The sequence below is a fragment of the Pantoea folii genome (genome assembly GCF_056678875.1).
Window position 1 is genome coordinate 1 of the sequence record NZ_JBWXON010000041.1, and the last position, 1,748, is coordinate 1,748.

Genomic DNA, 1,748 nt, shown 5'->3' on the forward strand with positions numbered 1-1,748 from the left:
AGCCAACCTTCGTGCTCCTCCGTTACTCTTTGGGAGGAGACCGCCCCAGTCAAACTACCCACCAGACACTGTCCGCAGCCCGGATTACGGGCCTACGTTAGAACATCAAACATTAAAGGGTGGTATTTCAAGGTTGGCTCCACGCAGACTGGCGTCCACGCTTCAAAGCCTCCCACCTATCCTACACATCAAGGCTCAATGTTCAGTGTCAAGCTATAGTAAAGGTTCACGGGGTCTTTCCGTCTTGCCGCGGGTACACTGCATCTTCACAGCGATTTCAATTTCACTGAGTCTCGGGTGGAGACAGCCTGGCCATCATTACGCCATTCGTGCAGGTCGGAACTTACCCGACAAGGAATTTCGCTACCTTAGGACCGTTATAGTTACGGCCGCCGTTTACCGGGGCTTCGATCAAGAGCTTCTCCTTACGGATAACCCCATCAATTAACCTTCCGGCACCGGGCAGGCGTCACACCGTATACGTCCACTTTCGTGTTTGCACAGTGCTGTGTTTTTAATAAACAGTTGCAGCCAGCTGGTATCTTCGACTGCCTTCAGCTCCGTCCGCGAGGGACTTCACCTGATGACAGCGTGCCTTCTCCCGAAGTTACGGCACCATTTTGCCTAGTTCCTTCACCCGAGTTCTCTCAAGCGCCTTGGTATTCTCTACCTGACCACCTGTGTCGGTTTGGGGTACGATTTCGTGTTACCTGGAGCTTAGAGGCTTTTCCTGGAAGCAGGGCATCAGTTACTTCACCACCGTAGTGGCTCGTCATCACACCTCAGCGTTAATAAGAGTCCGGATTTACCTAAACTCTCCGCCTACATGCTTAAACCGGGACAACCGTCGCCCGGATAACCTAGCCTTCTCCGTCCCCCCTTCGCAGTAACACCAAGTGCAGGAATATTAACCTGCTTCCCATCGACTACGCTTTTCAGCCTCGCCTTAGGGGTCGACTCACCCTGCTCCGATTAACGTTGAACAGGAACCCTTGGTCTTCCGGCGAGCGGGCTTTTCACCCGCTTTATCGTTACTTATGTCAGCATTCGCACTTCTGATACCTCCAGCAAACCTCACAGTTCACCTTCAACGGCTTACAGAACGCTCCCCTACCCAACAACACATAGTGTCGCTGCCGCAGCTTCGGTGCATGGTTTAGCCCCGTTACATCTTCCGCGCAGGCCGACTCGACCAGTGAGCTATTACGCTTTCTTTAAATGATGGCTGCTTCTAAGCCAACATCCTGGCTGTCTGTGCCTTCCCACATCGTTTCCCACTTAACCATGACTTTGGGACCTTAGCTGGCGGTCTGGGTTGTTTCCCTCTTCACGACGGACGTTAGCACCCGCCGTGTGTCTCCCGTGATAACATTCTTCGGTATTCGCAGTTTGCATCGGGTTGGTAAGCCGGGATGGCCCCCTAGCCGAAACAGTGCTCTACCCCCGAAGATGAGTTCACGAGGCGCTACCTAAATAGCTTTCGGGGAGAACCAGCTATCTCCCGGTTTGATTGGCCTTTCACCCCCAGCCACAAGTCATCCGCTAATTTTTCAACATTAGTCGGTTCGGTCCTCCAGTTAGTGTTACCCAACCTTCAACCTGCCCATGGCTAGATCACCGGGTTTCGGGTCTATACCCTGCAACTTAACGCCCAGTTAAGACTCGGTTTCCCTGCGGCTCCCCTATACGGTTAACCTTGCTACAGAATATAAGTCGCTGACCCATTATACAAAAGGTACGCAGTCACC

The 1,748-nt window shown here is 52.7% G+C and carries 1 rRNA gene; it reads right to left on the reverse strand.

Annotated features, from left to right (window positions below):
• Positions 1 to 1,748: ribosomal RNA gene (locus AC1MDE_RS25770) — 23S ribosomal RNA — on the reverse strand; the annotation flags it as partial.